The sequence below is a fragment of the Aeromicrobium stalagmiti genome (assembly GCF_013283745.1).
Lineage (GTDB): Bacteria > Actinomycetota > Actinomycetes > Propionibacteriales > Nocardioidaceae > Aeromicrobium > Aeromicrobium stalagmiti.
This window is the reverse complement of record NZ_JABSTZ010000004.1, coordinates 75064-93548: the sequence shown is the minus strand read 5'-3', so window position 1 is coordinate 93548 and position 18485 is coordinate 75064. Positions and strand designations below refer to the sequence as shown.

Genomic DNA, 18485 nt, shown 5'->3' with positions numbered 1-18485 from the left:
GTCGTGGGCCTGTGCTTCAGGGCGGCTTCAGCCTGGCTCCGCATCGTGAAGGTCGAGGCACCACCGTGGTGCCTCGGGAAGGACACCATGAACGACGACACCACTCCGCTCGCCGCGACCCCGGCGGCCCCCCGCCCGCGCCGCACCGTGCTGCTGATCGCCGCGGCGGCGGCCGTAGGCATCTCCGCCCTCGGCGTCAGCGCGGCCGTGGCCGGGTCATCGGACTCCGGCTCCGGCTCGGGCTCGGGCTCCTCGACGTACGAGACGCCGCAGGGCGAGAAGACCGCACCCGGCAGCCCCCGGGCCGACCGCGGGAGCGAGCGTCCGGACGCCGACGGCGCCGCGCGGGGCGAGTGCGACGGCGACAAGGTCGACAAGCCCGAAAAGCCGGGCAAGGGCGGCGCGGCTGGTCAGGGACACGACGGCCAGCGTCCCGGCGCGAAGGACGGCGACAAGCCGGCCGGCCCCCGTGGCGGCGCCGAGCGTCCGGCGCCTCAGGAGAAGTCAGCCGAGTAGCCCCGCACGGGGCCGCCGCACGCTCGTGCGACGGCCCCGGCGTGCTCAGGCCTGCACGGGGTGCTGCACCGGCCGCAGGCGTGGGTCCCCGGCAGCGACGGTCCACGACGTCAGTGTGTTGCACGTCGCCGCGGGGTCACGGCGGTCGCTGATCGCGTACCAGTCCATCTGCACCCGTTCGGCCGTCACCTGCAGCACCGTGAAGCCGTGATCGTCCAGGTCGACCCAGCGCACGTGCGGATTGCGCTCCTGGATCGCCGCCTCCAGGCTCAGCGACACCGTCCGCGGCGCCGCTCCGATGAAGTCGTCGACGTTGTTGCTCGTCAGGGACGGGCAGACGAGCTCGGTGGCCAGCGGCATCCCGGTCGTCGGCGACGGCAGGTCGATGGCCCACGCCGAGTGGACGTCGCCGGTCAGGAACACCGTGTCGGTGACCCCGTCCGCCTCCATCCGTTCGAGCAGCCGTCGTCGGTCCAACGCATAGCCGTCCCAGCCGTCGGTGTTGGGCTCGGCCGACTTCAACGGCGTGAAGGTGACGTTCTGGGCGAGGGCGAACTCCTCGAGCTTCGGGCGCGGCGGGAGCATCAGCGGCGACATCATCACCGGGTTGCCGATCAGCTTCCAGCGACAGGGCGACGTCGCCAGGTTGCCGCCCAGCCAGGCCAGCTGGGCGCCTCCGGTGATCGTCCGGCCGACGTCGTCGATCGCAGGATCACCCGGGTCGACCCGTTCGCTGCGATAGCTGCGCAGGTCGAGCATCGACAGGTCGGCCAGCTGCCCGAACTGCAGACGTCGGTAGATCCGGTCCCCGTCACCCACGACCGCCGTGCCCGAGATCCTCACCGGCATCCACTCGTCGTACGCGCGATGGGCCGCGCGCACGCGCCGCTTCCACGGCCCTTCCGCGTCGGGCTGGTGCTCGAACGCCCCGCCGGTCCAGTTGCCGTCGGCGACCTCGTGGTCGTCCCACGTCACGATGAACGGAACGGCCGCGTGCAGCTGCTGCAGGTCGGGGTCGGTCTTGTACTGCGCGTGCCGGCGGCGGTAGTCGCTCAGCGTCACGGTCTCGTGGAGGGGGTCGTGGGTGCGCACGTCGACGTTGCGGTGCCCGAAGGAGTACTTGCCCGGCTGGTACTCGTAGAAGTAGTCGCCCAGGTGGATGACCGCGTCGAGGTCGCCCCGGTCCGCGAGATGGCGGTAGGAGGTGAACCAGCCGGCCTGCCAGTTGGCGCACGACACCACGCCGAACCGCAGCCGCTCGGGCGAGCTGGACGGGGACGGGGCGGTGCGGGCGCGGCCGGTCCGCGACGTGAGCTCGTCCAGCAGGAACCGGTAGTGGTAGTCGGTGGCCGGCTCGAGCCCGGTCGCGTCGACCTTGACCGTGTGGTCACGGGCGGGGCCGGTCCGGACGACGCCGCGCCGGACCACGTCGACGAAGTCGGCGTCGCGGGCGACCTCCCACGTGACGTCGACCCGCGGCCCACGACCCGAGCCGGGCACCGCGTCGTCGGTCGGGGTGACACGGGTCCAGAGCACGACGGCGTCGGGCAGCGGATCGCCCGACGCGACGCCGTGACCGAAGCCGGTCGGCACGGCGGCGGGGGCCGAGGTGGGGAACGCGGCGGGTCCGAGGACACCCAGGCCCGCGGCGATGCCCACACCCCCCGCCAGGAACTTGCGGCGGTCCAGTACGTCAGCTGCTGCGCTGCTCACGTACCTCATTGCCGCAGGTCGACGCGTACGGACCTCGAGGTGAGGGTGAACGTCGACCGGCCGGTGCGCGTCCGTTCGGGATCGGGCGCGCGGGAGCTCCACCTGTGTCGGGATGACAGGATTCGAACCTGCGACCTCACCGCCCCAAACGGCGCGCGCTACCAAGCTGCGCTACATCCCGTAGCCGCGTCAGTCTAGTGGACACTGGGTCGGTGACCTCCCCGCGGTACGACGCGCTCGTCCGACTCGTCGACGGGCGCCAGCCGGCGTGCGGAACGACGAAGGTCCTCGCGGTCGACGGACGCAGCGGAGCGGGCAAGACCCGGTTCACCGCCGGCCTCGCCGAGGCCACCGGGGCGACGGTGCTCCACCTCGACGACGTCTATCCGGGCTGGGACGGGCTGGCCGCCACCCCGCCGATGATCGCCGATGCGCTGAGCAGCGTCGCGGTCGGCGACGTCGGCCGCGTCCCCCGGTGGAGCTGGGTGCGCGACGAACCGGTCTCGGAGCTGCGGGTCCCTCCTGCTCCCCTGCTCCTCCTCGACGGGGTCGGCAGCGGGGCCGCGACCATCCGGCCCTACCTCAGCCTGCTGATCTGGCTCGACGCACCCGCCGCCGTCCGCAAGGCTCGCGCGCTCGCCCGCGACGGCGAGACGTACGCACCGCACTGGAACCGGTGGGCCGCCCAGGAGGACCGTCTGCTGGCCGTCGAGCACACCCGCAGCCACGCCGACGTCGTCATCACCACCTGAGACCGACCGGTTCACGCTCCGGTGCACGCTTGTGGCATCATGGTGGCGCTGCTCCGGCAGCACTGCGGACGTAACTCAATTGGCTAGAGTCTCTGCCTTCCAAGCAGAATGTTGCGAGTTCGAGTCTCGTCGTCCGCTCCCCTGCAAGGGCCCCTCCGTGAGGGGCCCTTCGCGCTTTCCACCCCCGCACGGAGCAACGAGCGGACGGCGAGACTCCTGGGCCCCACCCCCGCGCCGCAGGCGCCGACGAGGGATCGTCGTCCGCTCCCCTGCAAGGGCCCCTCGGTGAGGGGCCCTTCGCGTTTTCTGCCCCGTACGGCTCGCGTGAACCGCGCCTCCGGGACAATGGCGGCATGACAGCGGTGGACTCGGCCACGAAGGACCAGGTCGCCCTGGCCCGGCGGGCGATCCTCGCGCTGGTCGATCGCGAGCTGGCCGTCACGGCCCAGGAGATCGAGACGCGGCTCTGCGAGCACCAGCAACCCGGCCTCCCCGCACGGCTGGACCCCATGGACGTCCGCCTCGCGCGCGACGACCTCGAGGCGTCCGGGCAGATCCGACGCAGCCACGGCAGGGTGCCCCACAACAGCCGGGACCTGCCGCTGTTCACGTCTCCCGAGCCCCACGACGTCGAGCGCCGCGACGCGGTGCTCGAGCACAAGCGCGACCTGCTCGCCCGCTACCTGTCGTGGACGGACGGGCCCGACAGTCCCCTCACCAGCGCCGCGGAGCAGGTCGTCCATGCCTCGTTCCAGGTCGCGGCCCGCTCGGGCTACCGGATCGGTCAGGCACCGCCCAGCGACGTCGTCATCTACGTGACGACCGGTCCGGACGGGCTGCCGGGTCCGGCGATCCTCATGCCGATCGAGATCCGCAACACCCGCGAGTGGCTCATGACGCACACCCGTGGCCTCTACCAGCTGCTGCTCAAGGCCACCCGCATCCAGGTCACCGAGAGCCAGGTGCCCATGGTGCCCATGTTCGTGTGCCGGCGAGCCCATCCGCAGCTGCTCGCGATGGGCCACGACCTCGGCTTCCTCGTGCTCGAGACCCGTCGCGAGTTCATCCTGCCGAGCGTCGCCGAGACCGCCGTCTCGGACGTCCGCTCCCGGCTGGGGCTCACCGACCTGACCCGCACCGACGAGCCCGACCGGCTCCTGGTCAGCCGGCTCGAGCAGATCGTGCCCGGCCTCGCCACTCCGCTCGTGACACGCTGGCAGCGCACGGCGATGACGACGATCCCCCTGCGCTTCGACGACCTCGTCGCCGAGCCGACCCTGGCAGGACGCCGCCGGATCCTGAGCGACATCAGGGCCCTGGCGATCGAGGCCGACCTGGTCGGTCCCCGATCAGTCTGGTGACGCCTCAGGCCGGGAGGGAGTCCGAGGCAGTGGCGCCGGGACGGCTGAGGATCAGGACGGCCCGGTCGTCGTCGCCGGACGTGACGAGCTTGAGGATGCGGCGCGGCGCCTGGTCGAAGCCGGTCGAGACCACGGTCCTGGCCGCGGTGCGCAGCCACTCGATGCCGCTCGTGAAGTCCTGCGTGCGGGTCTCGACGACGCCGTCGGTGTAGAACATCAGCGCGTCGCCGACCTCGAGCCGTCCGGTCGTCTGGTGGAAGTCGGGCCGCTTCGTGATGCCGAGCGCCGTGCCGCGCGCCCCGTCGATCTCCCACTCGTCGTGCGCGGCGACCCAGCGCAGCGCGGGCGGGTGCCCGGCGTTGATGATCGAGTAGCAGCCCGTCGAGAGGTCGACCAGGACGTGGACGGCCGTCGCGAACCCCTCGTCCCAGCTCTGCCGCAGCAGGAAGTCGTTGCCGGCGGAGAACAGCCCCAGCGGAGGCAGGGCGCCGATCAGGCCGCCGAGGGCGCCGGCGAACTGCAGCGACTGGGTGCCGGCAGCGAGGCCCTTGCCGCACACGTCGACCAGCACCATCTCCAGCGTGGTCTCGTCGTCGGACAGGTTGGCGACGAGGAAGTCGCCGGCGAACTTCGCGCCGCCCGCCGAGAGCATCGCCGACTGCGACGCCCACCCCTGCGGCAGGGGTGGGACGACGCCCTGGGCCTGCAGTTTGTCGCGCAGGTCGACCAGCATCGCCTCGCCGAGCGGACCGGGCAGCCCGCTGCGGTGGCGGCTGGACTCGTAGAGGACGATCGCGGCCACGATCGCCATGACGACCAGCGTGCTGATCCGCCCCGACGTGATGCCGGGCAGGTCGTTGCCCACGGCGATGACGTACTGCCGCGTGACCGTGATCGCGATGAAGGCGAAGATCACCAGGACGAGCGTCAGCAGCGGCCGGTAGCGCAGGGCCATGGTGCCCAGCAGCATCGGGATGACGAAGGTCGCGGCGGGAAAGGTGTTGTAGCTGACGAGGGAGCCGACGAGGATCGCCCCCGACATGGCGATCAGGGCGGTGAGCACGGCGACCTGCCCCTCCGACGTGCCGGTGCGCCACCGCACGATGCGCTCGTCGAGGTAGCCGGCCAGGGTCGGCAGGGCCCGACGAATGCTGCTCATCACATCGTCGACCCTATCGACGATGCTGACAGGTCGGACACCAAAAGAGGTTTCTTCCGGCCAGCACACGGCGCCGGATCGGCGTGTCGCAGACGAGGCAGGCCTGTCCGTCGCGGCGATAGACGTAGACCTCTCCCCCGTGGTCGTCGGCTCGCGGCTCGCGACCCATCGCCTCGGGCTCGTGCTCGGCCCTGACCGTGTCGATGCGACCACGCTCGACGCCGACCCGCATGAGGTCGACGAGGTCGGACCACATCGCGTCCCACCGCACGCGCGGGACGCGACGACCCGCTGTCATGGGAGCGACGCGCTGACGAAAGAGCACCTCGGCGCGATAGACGTTGCCGACGCCGGCGAGCACCTTCTGGTCCATCAGCAGCGCCGCGATCGACACGTCCGACCGGTGGATGCGGTGCCACGCCCGGTCGGGGTCGGCGTCGTCACGCAGCGGGTCGGGACCCAGCCGGGCGAGGATGAGATCGACCTCGGGCGGCGAGAGCAGCTCGCAGGCGTTGGGCCCCCGCAGGTCGGCCGTCGCCCCCGACTCGATCCGCCACCGCACCTGGCCGACGACCGGCAGGCCCGTGCCCGGCGAGATCACGAACGTGCCGTAGAGCCCCAGGTGGACGTGGACCTGCTCCGGAGTGCCGTCGAACGACACGAACACGTGCTTGCCGTACGCCTCCGCCCCCAGCATCACCTGACCGTCGAGCCGAGCGGCCTCGGCGGCGAACCGCCCCTGGGGGCTGGACGTCGACACGCGCCGCCCCGCGTAGGTGCGGGTCAGGTCGTCGGCGAGGCGATGGAGGGTGTGCCCCTCAGGCAAGCTCGCCGGTCTCCTCGTACGACAGCAGCATGTCGATGCGGCGCTGGTGCCGTGCGGCCTCGCTCCACGGCGTCGTCAGGAACGCCTCGACGATCGCGGTGGCCTCGTCCTCGGTGTGCATGCGCGCACCGACCGCGACGACCTGCGCGTTGTTGTGCTGGCGAGCGAGCGACGCGGTCTCGGTGCTCCAGGCCAGGGCCGCGCGTGCGCCCTTGACCTTGTTGGCGGCGATCTGCTCGCCGTTGCCGGAGCCACCGATGACGATCGCGAGCGATCCCGGCTCGGCGACCGCTGCAGCGGCGGCGTCGATGCAGAACGGCGGGTAGTCGTCCTCGGCGTCGTAGGCGTGGGCCCCGTGGTCGACGGGCTCGTACCCGTGGGCCGACAGCCAGGAGATGAGGTGGGACTTGAGCTCGAAGCCGGCGTGGTCGGCGGCGATGTGGACGCGCATGGAGGAAGTCTCCCAGCCCGCCTCGACCGGCCGTCAACTGCCTCGGACGAGGCCCTTCACGAAGTCGGCGAACGCATCGGCCGACTCCTCGCCCACGAAGTCTCCGAGCACGTAGCGCTTGCGCTCGGCCCGCGCCGCGGCGAGCGGGTCGGCGACCAGCAGGTCGTCGAGCACCTCGTCGAGGTTGGAGAGGTCACCCAGCAGGACGTAGCCCGTCTCGGCGACGGAGAACTCGGCGCGAAAGTCGTCGACCGAGGCCCGCATGCTCGTCATGGCGTAGGGCTTCTGCGACTGCAGGAAGTCCGAGACGACGCTCGAGACGTCGGAGATCAGCGCGTGCGAGCGGTTGGCGCAGTTGGCGACGGTCCACTTCTTGTCGACCGTGCGGCCCCACAGGTGCTTGCGGTCGGAGGTCGCCTTGTCCTGCTGGAGGATCTCGCGGATCTCCTGCACGACCGCCCGTCGGATCCGCCAGCGATAGCTCAGCGGGTGCGGACGGAAGACGACCGTCACGTCGCGCTCGATCAGGGCCCGGACGATCTCGGGGCCACGCTCGAGCGACGAGAAGTTGACCGCATCCTCGAGCCCCTGCCACGTGGGCGCGTAGAGGACGACCTTCGGGTCCTTGTCGGCGATCCGGCCGTAGGCGGGCTTGACGCCGGAGGCCTGTGGACGACCCAGGATCACGAACTTCTCGGGGTCGACGTGGATGCCGTGCTTGGCGTAGCGGTCGATGCCGGCCTGGCCGCAGACCACGAGCACGTCGTAGAGCGCGTGGCGCGGGTTGAAGTTGGCGGGCTTGTCGGAGTCGCCGTGGTTGAGCCACACGTGGGTCAGCCGGGTGTGCTCCATGAACCCCGCGTTGGCCCGGGCGTTCTGGACGTAGAACACCGCCTTCAACGACGGGACGAGCACGTCGTCGAGGTCCTTGAAGCCCCGGGAGCCGAGCTGCACGTAGGGCGAGGTCAGGCCCGCGTCCTTGAGGATCATCCGGGCGTACTTCTCGTGCAGGTTGATCACCACGTTGCGCTCGCCCGACCGCAGCACGTAGGGCTCCCACATGCGCAGCTGCCACGGCCCGCCGGAGCGGCCGGCATAGCCCATCGCGGTCGTCGGCGTGTAGGCCCGGAGGCCGCGTCGCACCCGACGCGCGTGCAGGGCGTACCGCCACGCGCTCTCGGCGGAGACGAGCAGGGCAAGGGCTGCGAGCACCGCGAGCACGACGAACGCCCAGCCGGGCGCATCGGCCAGGACGAGCACCGCCGTGGCCACCACGACGACCGCGCTCGACACGAGGTAGACCACCGGCGGGACGCGGCTGGCGGGAGGCGGGCCGTCGGGCACGCCCGGCAGACCCTGCGTCCAGGGCGGCCGCTCCCCCAGCATCGGATCGGCCAGCGCACCCAGCATCAGGACCGCAACCACCACGATGGCGAGCAGGTCGCGCTGCAGGACGATCGCCAGCACGGTCAGCACCGCGAGGGCGGGCGCGAAGACGAGCCGATGGTGCTTCTGGAGGTCGAATCGAGTCTTCGGGGCGGCCTGCACGGTCGCCGGCACGTCCTCGGTCACCCGGACAGTATGCCAGTCAGCGTGCGGCGGCCCGCCGGGCGTCGAGCAGCGCGCCGACCATGGTGACGGTCTGTCCGGCGGCGTCGAAGAGGTCGGGCTGGCGCCAGAAGGAGTGCACCATGCCCAGCGCGCGGTGAGCGACGACGGTGACACCGGACTCGGCGAGCCGGGCGGCATAGGCCTCGGTCTGGTCGCGCAGCACGTCGTGCTCGTTGGTCAGGACGTAGGCGGGCGGGTGGTCCGCGAGGTTCGTGGCGTTGACGACCGAGACCTCCGGGTGGTCGCCCAGATCGCCCGGGGCATAGGCGTCCCAGAACCAGTCCATGCCCGCGGCGTCGAGCGCGGCGTTGTCCTCCGCCGCCGGGAGGACGGCCCGCCGGTCGACCGGCGGGTAGACGAGCACCTGGAAGTCGAGCGCGGACGGGTCGCGCACGCACAGGCCAGCGATCAGGTTGGCCCCCGAGGAGTCACCGATCGCCGGCAGGAACGACGCGTCGACCCGGTGGTCGCGGGCGTGCACCCTCAGCCACGCGGCGGCGGTCTGGACGTCGTCCAGCGGAGCCGGATAGCGGTGCTCGGGCGCGCGCCGGTAGTCGACGGCCAGCAGGGCCCATCCCGTGCGGTGAGCGACGTAGCGGCAGAACGCGTCGTGGGTCTCCAGGTCGTGCAGCACCCAGCCGCCGCCGTGGACGTACAACGCCACCGGCGCCCCCACCCGCGGACGGTAGAGCCGGCACGGGACACCGTCGACATCGATGTCCTCGACGGAGTCGAGACCGATCCGGTCGCCGACGAGGGCGGCGGCCCGGGCACTCTCCCGCACCTCGTCGAGCCCCTCGGGCAGCCGCGGATGGCTGCCCGAGGAGAGCATCTCGAGGTAGGCGCGTGACTGCGGGTGCAGGGTCATCCGGCCAGCCTACGATCAGCTGAAGTCGAGCTCGCCCTTGCGCGTGCGCTTGAGCTCGAAGAAGTCCGGGTATCCGGCGAGCAGGCGGGCTCCGTCGAACACGTCGCCGGCCACGTCACCCTTCGGGATGCTCTGCAGGACCGGACCGAAGAACGCCGTGCCGCCGATCGCGATGACCGGCGTGCCGACCTCCTCGCCGACCCGCTCGATGCCGTCGGTGTGCGAGGCGCGGACCGCGTCGTCGAGCGACGTGTCGTCAGCGGCGGCAGCGAGCTCGACGGGCAGGCCGACCTCCTGCAGCACCTCGGCGTAGAGCTCGGCGGAGAACTCGCGCTGCTCGTTGTGCTTCTTGGTGCCGATCGCGGTGTAGTAGTCGCGCAGCGCCTGCTGTCCGTGCTGCTGCTCGATGGCGATGGCGAGGCGGACGGGGCCCCAGCCGCGCTCGATCATCTCCTTGTACTCCTCGGGCACGTCCTTGTCGGCGTTGAGCACCGACAGGCTCATGACGTGGAAGGTCGTGTGCACGGGGCGGACCTTCTCGACCTCCAGCATCCAGCGGGAGGTGATCCAGGCGAACGGGCACAGGGGGTCGAACCAGAAGTCGACGGTCTCTGTCTGGGCGGAGTCTGTGGAGGTCATGACGGGTGCAACACCGGATGGCCCGCTCGCATTTCCTCCACGAGCGATCCGACCACCGCGTCGAGCTCGCCGGCGTTGAGGGCAGCGACCCGTCGCTGGCGCTGGTAGGACGCCCCACCGGCGACGATGTCGTGGATGCCGCCCAGCTCATCGGTGCATCCCAGACGCTCGGCCACGGGCTCCAGCGTCACCAGGAGCCGGTTGAGGTCGGTCGTGATGAGGTCCTCCTCCGCGTGCTGGTTGAGGATGAGGATCGCGTCCATGCCGTAGCGCGCCGAGCGCCACTTGTTCTCCTGGGCGAACCACGGCGGGACGCTCGGCAGCTCGCGTCCGGCGTCGAGCTCGGACGAGAAGTGCTCGACGAGGCAGTGCGTGAGGGCCGAGATGCTCATGAGCTCGGACATCGTGGGGATGCCGTCGCAGACCCGCACCTCCAGTGTGCCGAACTTCGGCGACGGCCGCAGGTCCCAACGGATCTCGTCGAAGACGTCGATGACGCCGGTGTGGAGCATGTCGTCGACATATCCCTCGAGCTGGCTCCACTGCTCGAACTGGAACGGCAGCCCCGCCGTCGGCAGCTGCTGGAACATCAGGGCCCGGTTGGACGCGTAGCCGGTCTCCTTGCCGCCCCAGAACGGGGACGACGCGCTGAGCGCCTGCAGGTGGCCGTAGTAGGTCAGCATCGCCCGGCTGATCGGGAGCACCTTGTCGCGATCCTCGATGCCGACGTGCACGTGCACCCCGTAGATCAGCATCTGCCGGCCCCACCACTGCGTGCGGTCGATGAGGGTCGCGTAGCGCTCCTTGTCGGTCACCTTCTGGTGGGTCCATGCCGCGAACGGGTGCGTTCCCGCGCACATCAGCTCGACCCGCAGGGGGTCGGTGACCTCGCGGATCTCGTCGATCGCCCGCTGCAGGTCGGCACCTGCCTGGCCGACCGTCTTGCAGACACCCGACACGACCTCGACGGTGTTGAGCAGCAGCTCCTGGCGGATGTGCGGATGCTGCTCGGCCCCGGCGGGCGTCACGGCGTCAAGCACGGTCTGTGCCACCTGGCGCAGGTCACCGGAGTCGGAGTCGACCAGCGCCAGCTCCCACTCGATGCCGACCGTCGAGCGTTCGGACTTCGCGAAGGGGATGGACATGTCACCATCCTGCCCGACGGACGGGGCCCGGACCGGCTACGGTCCAGGGATGGCCAGACGTGATGCGAGCCAGGTGTGGCGGGGCGACCACCCGTGGGCCGTCGTGTACGACCGGATCTCCGGCGGTGAACGTCTCGGCCGGCTGGTCTGGCGGGTCGGCATGGGGTCCGACCTCGGCCTGCTGCACCGCTCGGCGGCCGCAGAGCTGGGCGCCTTGCCCGACGGTGCGGCGGTGCTCGACATCCCGTGCGGGGGCGGCGTGGCACTGCGTGACCTGCCGGCGGGTCGCTCCGTCCGCTACGTCGCCGGTGACATCTCACCGGCCATGCTGGAGCGAACCCGGCGGGAGGCCCACCGACGGCGCGTCGACGTCGAGCTGCGTGAGTGCGACGTGCACGACCTGGCGTTCGACGACGGCGCCTTCGACCTCGTCCTCGCCTTCACGAGCCTTCACTGCTTCCCGCAGCCCCGGCGCGCCGTCCAGGAGATCGCCCGGGTGCTGGCGCCCGGCGGCCGGCTGGCGGGCAGCACGATGCTGACCGACATGGGGCTGCGGCACCGGCTGGGCTGGATCGGCGGTCGCACGATCGGCGTGCTCGGTCCCGGCTGCACCCGCGCCGACCTCGTCACCTGGCTGGAGGAGGCCGGGATGCACGACATCGTGCTTCGTCCCTCCGGCGGGATCGTCTACGTCACCGCCACGCGCGGCTGAACGATCGGGGCAGCCCTCAGCCCTCAGTCCACGCCCGCAGCTCTGCGGCACCCGGGCCGTCGAGCTCGTCGAGCCGCGCCGCGCGGCGGGTGAGGGCCAGCGCCAGGACCTCGGCCGGGCCGGACACCTCCGGTCCTGCACCGTGCGTCCAGTCGACGTCGGTCGCGCGGTAGGAGAGCGCCGGTTGGCCGGCAGCCGTGAACCCCATCTGCGCCTTCCTGCTCACGATGAAGCCGAGCACCTCGGGCCACGCGTCCAGGGGCCGGTCGGACGGCAGGCCCAGCGGCACGATCACGTCGAGGCGGTGGACGAGCAGATCGGCGAGGGGCGCATGCCAGTCCATCGTCGGCGGTGCGAAACGGTGCTCGGCGTGGCTGCGGAAGTCGTCGGCGATCTGAGACGTCGGTCGCGAGCTGCGCCGGTCGACGAGCACCTGGTTGGCGACGTCGAACCGCCCCCGGGCCTTCACCATCGCCGACAGGAACCCGGCGAACGTGCCGGTCTGGCCGACCATCATGTGCGTCGCGACCTCGCGCACCGTCCACGCGCCGCACAGGCTGGGGGCCTCCCACTGCGCGGGGCTCAGGGGGTCGAGCAGGTCGGCGAACGCGCGTCGCTCGGTGGCGACGGTCTCCCATGCCGCGTCGGCCTGCATGCCGACGATTGTTCCACGAGGCAGCAGTGGCGGCCAGAAGCCACCGTGGAAGAGTAGGACCCATGCCTGGTACGAATCTCACCCGCGAAGAAGCCAGCGAGCGCGCAGCGATCGTCTCCACCGAGACCTACGACGTGCAGCTCGACCTCACCCTCGACTCCGAGACGCGCTTCGGCTCGGTCACGACGATCACGTTCGGCGCCACGCCGGGCGCCTCGACGTTCGTCGACCTCGTCGACGGCGAGATCTCGTCGATCACGCTCAACGGCGCCGCCGTGGACGTGTCGACCTACGTCGACAGCCGCATCCCCCTGGAGGGGCTCGCCGAGTCCAACACCCTCGTGGTGGAGTCGACACAGGCCTACTCCCGCTCCGGCGAGGGCCTGCACCGGTTCGTCGACCCCGTCGACGGCAAGATCTACCTCTACACGCAGTTCGAGGTGCCCGACGCCCGCCGTGTCTTCGCGACGTTCGAGCAGCCCGACCTCAAGGCCACCTTCGTCTTCCACGTGACCGCGCCGTCCCACTGGGCCGTCGTCTCCAACTCCCCCACGCCCGAGCCCGAGGCCGCCGCCGCCGGCGCCTCGACCTGGCACTTCGCACCGACCAAGAAGATGTCGACCTACATCACGGCACTGATCGCCGGTGAGTACGTCTCGGTCACCGACTCCTACCAGGGCGCGTACGACGAGATCCCGCTCGGCATCTTCTGCCGCCAGTCCGTGCGCGAGTTCCTCGACGCCGACGACATCTTCCTCATCACCAAGCAGGGCTTCGAGTTCTTCGAGGGCGCCTTCGAGATGGGCTACCCGTTCGGCAAGTACGACCAGCTGTTCGTGCCGGAGTACAACATGGGCGCGATGGAGAACGCCGGCGCCGTGACGTTCCGCGACGAGATGATCTTCCGCAGCCGTCAGACCGTCGCCGCCTACGAGAGCCGCGCCAACACGATCCTGCACGAGATGGCGCACATGTGGTTCGGCGACCTCGTGACCATGAAGTGGTGGGACGACCTGTGGCTCAACGAGTCCTTCGCCGAGTTCGCCGCCTCCCACGCGTCGACCAACGCGACCCGCTTCACCGACTCGTGGACCAGCTTCACCAACGCCCGCAAGAACTGGGCCTACCGCCAGGACCAGCTGCCGTCGACGCACCCGATCGCGGCCGACAACTACGACCTGCACGCGGTCGAGGCCAACTTCGACGGCATCACCTACGCCAAGGGCGCGTCTGCGCTCAAGCAGCTCGTCGCGTGGGTCGGCGAGAAGGACTTCTTCGCGGGTCTGCGGGCCTACTTCGGCAAGCACGCCTACGGCAACACCCAGCTGTCCGACCTGCTGGTCGAGCTCGAGGCGGCCTCGGGCCGTGAGCTCGGCGACTGGACCCAGGAGTGGCTGCAGACGTCCGGCGTCAACACGCTCCGCGCGTCCTTCGAGACCGACGAGAACGGTGCGTTCACGTCCTTCTCGATCGAGCAGACCGCGATCGACGCTTACCCGACGCTGCGCCGTCACCGCATCGCGATCGGCCTCTACGACCGGATCGACGGCTTGCTCGTGCGCACCGAGCGCATCGAGACCGACATCCGGGGTGCCTCGACCGAGATCACCGAGCTGCTCGACCACCAGCAGCCCGACCTGATCCTGCTCAACGACGACGACCTGACCTACGCCAAGATCCGGCTCGACGACCGGTCGTTCGCCACCCTGGTCGACAGCATCGCGACGTTCGAGGACTCGCTCCCCCGCGCCCTGTGCTGGGGATCGGCGTGGGACATGACCCGAGACGCCGAGCTGTCGGGTGCCGACTTCGTGACCCTCGTGCTGGCCGGGGTCGGGTCCGAGACCGACCTGACCGCCGTCAGCGCGCTGCTCCGTCAGGGCAACAGCGCGGTCAACCTCTACACCGCCGACGCCGCGCGTCCCGCGCTCGCCGAGCGCTGGGAGGCAGGCCTGCGGACGCTCGTCGACGCCGCGGAGCCGGGCAGCGACCACCAGCTCGCCCTCGTCCGCGCCTACGCCTCGGCCGCCTCCGGCCCGGCGTTCCTGCGCGAGGTGCTCGACGGCTCCCTCGAGGGCCTGTCGCTCGACACCGACCTGCGCTGGACGCTCGTCACCGCGCTCGCGCGTCTCGGCGAGGCCGACGAGGCCGAGATCGCCGCGACCCTCGAGGGCGACAACACGATCGCCGGCCAGGAGCGGGCAGCCGCCGCGCGGACGATCCGTCCGCTCGCCGAGGCCAAGGAGGCCGCCTGGCACACCGCCGCGGTCGACCCCTCGACCCCCAACGAGACCCGTCGCCAGACCGCGGTCGCGTTCCAGGTCTCGGGCCAGGCCGACATCCTCGAGCCGTTCGTCGACCGCTACCTCGAGATGGCCACGACCGTCATCGACGACATGGGCGTCTGGATCGGACAGGTCGCGTTGATCTACCTGTTCCCCCTGGCCAACCCGACGCAGTCGACGCTCGACAAGGTCGATGCGTGGCTGGCCTCGACGACGGCCAACCCGGCGGCGATCCGCTACGTCTCGGAGGGGCGCGACGACCTCGCGCGGGCGCTCCGGGCCCAGGCCGCCTTCCAGTAGGGGGCCGCGGCTCACCCGCCCGGTGAAGTGAGCCGACTCGTAGGACAATCAAGGGGGGCCTGATCGTCAGGTCCCGTGAGCCGAAGGGGCCCCCATGTCGGTGGACGTCACCTTCCGCGGGCGTCGTGTGCTCCGCGATCGTGCGTTGGTCATGGCGATCGTCAATCGCACCCCGGACTCCTTCTTCGACAAGGGAGCCACCTACACCGACGACGCGGCCCACGAGGCCGTGCGGGCCGCCATCGCCGCCGGCGCCGACATCATCGACGTCGGCGGCGTCAAGGCCGGGCCAGGGTCGGTGGTCGACGTCGACGAGGAGATCCGGCGCACGGTGCCGTTCCTCGCGGCCGTGCGGGCCGAGTTCCCCGACACGATCCTCAGCATCGACACGTGGCGCGCCGAGGTCGGCCGCCAGTGCGCCCTCGCCGGTGCCGACGTCATCAACGACACCTGGGCCGGCGCCGATCCCGGTCTCGCCGACGTGGCAGCCGAGCACGCCCTCGGCTTCGTCTGCTCCCACACCGGCGGGGCGGTGCCGCGCACGCGTCCGCACCGCGTGCACTACGACGACGTCGTGCGCGACGTCGTCGACCAGACCACGGCAGCGGCCGAGGCGCTCGTCGCCCGCGGCGTGCCACGCGGCGGCATCCTCATCGACCCGACCCACGACTTCGGCAAGAACACCTGGCACGGCCTGGAGCTCCTGCGCCGCGCCGGCGAGCTCGTCGACACCGGGTGGCCCGTGCTCATGGCGTTGTCCAACAAGGACTTCATCGGCGAGACCCTCGGACGTCCGGTCGACCAGCGTCGTGAGGGCACGTTCGCGGCGACCGCGATCGCCGCGATGGCCGGGGCCGCGATCTTCCGGGCCCACGACGTCGCCGGCACCCTGCGGGTGCTGGAGATGACCGCGAGCATCCGGGGCGACCGCACGCCCACGCGGGTGGTGCGCGGCCTTGTCTGACCTGCACGAGGCAGCGGCCTGGTTCGACTCGCACACCTACCGCTTCGACCAGTTCGACCCGGCCGCGCTGGTGGAGGCCAAGGGCCGGACCCGGGTCAGCATCCTCATCCCGGCCAAGGACGAGGCCGCGACGATCGGTGCGATCGTGACGACGCTGCGCACCGAGCTGATGGACCGGGTGCCCCTCGTCGACGAGATCATCGTGATGGACTCGCACTCGACCGACGAGACCGGCGACATCGCCCGCTCGGCGGGAGCCAAGGTGTTCCACGTCGACGAGGTCGTCCCCCACGTCGGCAGCCGGCGTGGCAAGGGCGAGGCCATGTGGAAGGCCCTGGCGGTCATGTCCGGCGACATCGGCATCTATCTCGACGCCGACGTGCAGGAGTTCACCGCCGACTTCGTCATCGGGCTGCTCGGCCCCCTGCTGGTCGACGACGACCTGGTGTTCGTCAAGGCGTTCTACGACCGCCCGTGGTCGTCCGGCCCCTCCCGGTCGTCAGGCGGTGGCCGGGTCACCGAGCTGGTCGCCCGGCCGCTGATCCACGACCGGGCACCGCTGCTCTCGGGCTTCGTGCAGCCGCTGGCCGGCGAGTGCGCGTTCAGGGTCGACGCGCTGCGCGACATCCCCTACGTCTCCGACTACGGCGTCGACATCGGGCTCATGATCGACGTGCTCCGCGAGCACGGCCTGTCGGCCATGGCCCAGGTCGACCTCGGCCTGCGGCTGCACCGGCACCAGGACCTCGCGGCCCTCAGCGCGATGGCCCAGCACGTGCAGGCCGCCTTCGACCTGCGGGTCGAGCCCGGCGACCGGACCACGGTGGAGGGCACGGCGATGGTGTTCCGCCGCGAGGGCTCGACGATGCGCATGGCCGAACGCACGACCACGACGGTCGAGCGTCCGCCCATGCGCGACGTCCTCGGTCTGTCCGGCAGCTGAGCGACCGGGCCGACCTCAGGAGCCTGCGACGAGGCTGGGCAGGCGCCCGATGATCTCCTCGGCGTCGGCGATCACCTGGTCGATGACCTCCTGCACGGTGCCGACGTCGTGGATCAGGCCCTGGGTCTGCCCCGCCCACCACATGCCGTCCTCCATCGAGCCCTCGGCGAGGACGTTCTGGCGCCCCCGCATGCCCGAGGCGAGCTCGGCGATGTCGTCGAACGTCGCGTCCTCCCGCTCGGAGATCGCGACGATCTCCTCGGAGATGCTGTTGCGGACGACGCGGGCAGTGTTGTGGAACTTGCGGAACACCAGCACGGTCGACCGCTCGTCGTTGGCGACGATCTGGTCCTTGACGTTCTGGTGGATCGGCGCCTCGGTCGTCGCCATGAACCGGGTGCCCATGTTGACCGCCACCGCACCCAGCGCGAGCGCGGCGGCGAGGCCCTGACCGCTGGCGATGCCGCCCGACGCAATCACCGGGATCTTCAGCTGTCGCACCGCGGCCGGGATGAGGATCAGTCCGGGCACGTCGTCCTCGCCCGGGTGGCCCGCGCACTCGAAGCCGTCGATGCTGATCGCGTCGACGCCCTTGCGCTCGGCCGACAGGGCGTGGCGCACGCTCGTGGCCTTGTGGATGACCTTGACGCCCGCGCCGTGGAAGTCGGGCAGGTGGGGCTCGGGGCTGGAACCGGCCGTCTCGACGACCGTGATGCCGGCCTCGATGATCGCGGCGCGGTACTCGTCGTACGGGACGGGGTTGATCGTCGGCAGGATCGTGAGGTTGACGCCGAACGGCTTGTCCGTGAGCTCACGCGTCCGCGCGATCTCCTTCGAGAGCGCCTCCGGCGTCGGCTGCGTCAGCGCCGTCAGGAACCCCAGGGCACCCGCGTTGGCGACCGGAGCGATGAGCTCGGCGGTGCCGAGGCCGGTCATGCCACCGCAGAGGATCGGGTGGTCGACACCGAACTGCTCCGTGAACGTCGTGCGGATCATCGTGGGGTCCCTTTCATGAGGGGTCGGGGTGGTTGCCGGAGAGCCCGGCGAGAATCAGCCCGGCGAGCGCACGGTACGCCGCCGAGTCGTCGAGGCCGGTCGCACGGGAGATGTCTCCCCGGTGGATCGACTCCATCATGAGTCGCGCGACGGCGCCGAGGAACGTGGGGTCGATGCCCGGCGAGGCCTCCAGCACGAGCTCCTGGACGCGTGCCGCGGCGATCTCGGTGTTCTGGCGGTAGATGTCGCCGGCGGGCGCGAAACGATCGAGGTCGCGGAAGAAGGTCGGCGAGGCCGGAGCCAGCTCGCGGGCGACCGCGTTGAGGTAGGCCCCGATGCGGTCGCTCGCCGGGGCTGACGGGTCAACGGCGTCCTCGACGCGCTCGGTCGCTCGGCGAAAGAACGTGCGCACCACCGACACGAGCAGCTGCTCCTTGCTGGGGGCGATGGCGTACAGCGTCGACTTGGAGCAGTTGAGCCTTGAGGCGAGGTCGGACATCTGCATCCCGATGAATCCCTCGGCGAGGACGATCTCCACGATCGCGTCGCGCAGGGTCGCGGTCCTGCCGCTGATCTCTGCCGTCGCCAT

The 18485-nt window shown here is 70.9% G+C and carries 18 protein-coding genes and 2 tRNA genes; 8 read left to right on the top strand and 12 right to left on the bottom strand.

Annotated elements, in window-relative coordinates; translation table 11 throughout:
* Positions 1-87: 87 nt before the first annotated feature.
* Positions 88-516, top strand: a complete 429-nt coding sequence (locus HQK15_RS15190; protein WP_173492354.1) for a hypothetical protein — start codon at positions 88-90, stop codon at positions 514-516.
* A gap of 45 nt (positions 517-561) precedes the next feature.
* Here HQK15_RS15190 and HQK15_RS15185 read toward each other — a convergent pair whose 3' ends face one another.
* Together HQK15_RS15185 and HQK15_RS15180 are read right to left on the bottom strand one after the other, a co-directional pair.
* Entirely contained in the window at positions 562-2229 is a 1668-nt protein-coding gene (locus HQK15_RS15185) for an alkaline phosphatase D family protein (RefSeq protein WP_367649206.1), read from the bottom strand.
* Positions 2230-2336: 107 nt separating this feature from the next.
* Positions 2337-2410, bottom strand: a tRNA-Pro gene (locus HQK15_RS15180).
* 31 nt (positions 2411-2441) lie between these two features.
* On the opposite strand from HQK15_RS15180, the gene HQK15_RS15175 reads away from it, so the two are divergent.
* From HQK15_RS15175 to HQK15_RS15165, 3 genes are all read left to right on the top strand, one after another.
* Complete coding sequence (locus HQK15_RS15175) at positions 2442-2981, top strand: nucleoside/nucleotide kinase family protein (protein WP_173492352.1); 540 nt, start codon at positions 2442-2444, stop codon at positions 2979-2981.
* Positions 2982-3045: 64 nt separating this feature from the next.
* Positions 3046-3119: transfer RNA gene (locus tag HQK15_RS15170), tRNA-Gly, on the top strand.
* A gap of 215 nt (positions 3120-3334) precedes the next feature.
* The gene (locus HQK15_RS15165; RefSeq protein WP_173492351.1) at positions 3335-4342 is read left to right on the top strand and encodes a hypothetical protein; all 1008 of its coding nucleotides are present in this window, start codon (positions 3335-3337) and stop codon (positions 4340-4342) included.
* Positions 4343-4346: 4 nt separating this feature from the next.
* On the opposite strand, the gene HQK15_RS15160 is transcribed toward HQK15_RS15165, so the two are convergent.
* From HQK15_RS15160 to HQK15_RS15130, 7 genes are read right to left on the bottom strand one after another with little or no spacing between them, the layout of a single operon-like run.
* Positions 4347-5501, bottom strand: coding sequence for a PP2C family protein-serine/threonine phosphatase (locus tag HQK15_RS15160; protein ID WP_173492350.1), 1155 nt, complete (start codon positions 5499-5501; stop codon positions 4347-4349).
* A gap of 13 nt (positions 5502-5514) precedes the next feature.
* Complete coding sequence (locus tag HQK15_RS15155; RefSeq protein WP_173492349.1) at positions 5515-6327, bottom strand: Fpg/Nei family DNA glycosylase; 813 nt, start codon at positions 6325-6327, stop codon at positions 5515-5517.
* The gene (locus HQK15_RS15150) at positions 6320-6778 is read right to left on the bottom strand and encodes a ribose-5-phosphate isomerase (RefSeq protein ID WP_173492348.1); all 459 of its coding nucleotides are present in this window, start codon (positions 6776-6778) and stop codon (positions 6320-6322) included. The genes HQK15_RS15155 and HQK15_RS15150 overlap by 8 nt, the downstream gene beginning before the upstream one ends.
* Before the next feature lie 33 nt (positions 6779-6811).
* A complete protein-coding gene (locus tag HQK15_RS19160) occupies positions 6812-8350 on the bottom strand; it encodes a CDP-glycerol glycerophosphotransferase family protein (RefSeq protein WP_173492347.1) in 1539 nt (512 codons plus the stop codon).
* Positions 8351-8366: 16 nt separating this feature from the next.
* Positions 8367-9257, bottom strand: a complete 891-nt coding sequence (locus tag HQK15_RS15140) for an alpha/beta hydrolase (RefSeq protein WP_173492346.1) — start codon at positions 9255-9257, stop codon at positions 8367-8369.
* A 15-nt stretch (positions 9258-9272) separates the two neighbouring features.
* Complete coding sequence (locus HQK15_RS15135) at positions 9273-9896, bottom strand: mycothiol-dependent nitroreductase Rv2466c family protein (protein ID WP_173492345.1); 624 nt, start codon at positions 9894-9896, stop codon at positions 9273-9275.
* A complete protein-coding gene (locus tag HQK15_RS15130) occupies positions 9893-11041 on the bottom strand; it encodes a glutamate--cysteine ligase (RefSeq protein ID WP_173492344.1) in 1149 nt (382 codons plus the stop codon). Before HQK15_RS15130 ends, HQK15_RS15135 begins: the two co-directional genes overlap by 4 nt.
* A 49-nt stretch (positions 11042-11090) precedes the next feature.
* Between HQK15_RS15130 and HQK15_RS15125 the strand changes: the two genes are divergently transcribed.
* Positions 11091-11753 (top strand): class I SAM-dependent methyltransferase, encoded by a 663-nt coding sequence (locus HQK15_RS15125; protein WP_173492343.1) that lies wholly within the window; start codon positions 11091-11093, stop codon positions 11751-11753.
* 16 nt (positions 11754-11769) lie between these two features.
* On the opposite strand, the gene HQK15_RS15120 is transcribed toward HQK15_RS15125, so the two are convergent.
* On the bottom strand, positions 11770-12408 hold the full coding sequence (locus tag HQK15_RS15120) for a maleylpyruvate isomerase family mycothiol-dependent enzyme (RefSeq protein WP_173492342.1): 639 nt from the start codon (positions 12406-12408) through the stop codon (positions 11770-11772).
* A gap of 62 nt (positions 12409-12470) precedes the next feature.
* Here HQK15_RS15120 and pepN point away from each other — a divergent pair, with 62 nt between their 5' ends.
* The 3 genes from pepN to HQK15_RS15105 all read left to right on the top strand — a co-directional run bounded on the left by pepN (position 12471) and on the right by HQK15_RS15105 (position 16900).
* Positions 12471-14993 (top strand): aminopeptidase N, encoded by a 2523-nt coding sequence (gene pepN, locus HQK15_RS15115; protein ID WP_173492341.1) that lies wholly within the window; start codon positions 12471-12473, stop codon positions 14991-14993.
* Between the two features lie 94 nt (positions 14994-15087).
* Positions 15088-15957 carry a dihydropteroate synthase gene (folP, locus tag HQK15_RS15110; RefSeq protein ID WP_173492340.1) on the top strand — a complete coding sequence of 290 codons (870 nt, stop codon included), beginning with the start codon at positions 15088-15090 and terminating at the stop codon, positions 15955-15957.
* Positions 15950-16900: a glucosyl-3-phosphoglycerate synthase gene (locus HQK15_RS15105; RefSeq protein ID WP_173492339.1), complete on the top strand. Its 951-nt coding sequence runs from the start codon at positions 15950-15952 to the stop codon at positions 16898-16900. Before folP ends, HQK15_RS15105 begins: the two co-directional genes overlap by 8 nt.
* Positions 16901-16915: 15 nt before the next feature.
* Here HQK15_RS15105 and HQK15_RS15100 read toward each other — a convergent pair whose 3' ends face one another.
* Together HQK15_RS15100 and HQK15_RS15095 are read right to left on the bottom strand one after the other, a co-directional pair.
* Entirely contained in the window at positions 16916-17896 is a 981-nt protein-coding gene (locus HQK15_RS15100) for an NAD(P)H-dependent flavin oxidoreductase (RefSeq protein WP_173492338.1), read from the bottom strand.
* Between the two features lie 13 nt (positions 17897-17909).
* A complete protein-coding gene (locus tag HQK15_RS15095; RefSeq protein ID WP_173492337.1) occupies positions 17910-18485 on the bottom strand; it encodes a TetR/AcrR family transcriptional regulator in 576 nt (191 codons plus the stop codon).